This is a genomic window from Streptococcus oralis (assembly GCF_001075875.1).
Taxonomy (GTDB): domain Bacteria; phylum Bacillota; class Bacilli; order Lactobacillales; family Streptococcaceae; genus Streptococcus; species Streptococcus oralis_I.
Genome location: NZ_JUOS01000024.1, coordinates 1 through 262, shown reverse-complemented (window position 1 = coordinate 262; position 262 = coordinate 1). Strand labels below are relative to the sequence as shown.

1 pseudogene is annotated in these 262 nt (G+C 53.4%); it reads right to left on the bottom strand.

Annotation, left to right across the window (positions count from 1 at the left end):
- Positions 1 to 262: pseudogene (locus ADM33_RS11385) on the bottom strand (peptidase); the annotation flags it as partial.

Genomic DNA, 262 nt, shown 5'->3' with positions numbered 1-262 from the left:
TGCGGTCGCTTCAGCATCAGCATCAACAAGTGCGGTAGCCTCAGCCTCAGCATCAACAAGTGCGGTAGCAAGTGCATCAGCATCGACAAGTGCAGTCGCTTCAGCCTCAGCATCAACTAGCGCGGTAGCCTCAGCTTCAGCATCAACCAGCGCAGTAGCAAGTGCCTCAGCATCAACAAGTGCGGTAGCTTCAGCTTCAGCATCAACAAGTGCAGTAGCTTCAGCATCAGCGTCAACAAGTGCAGTAGCAAGTGCATCAGCA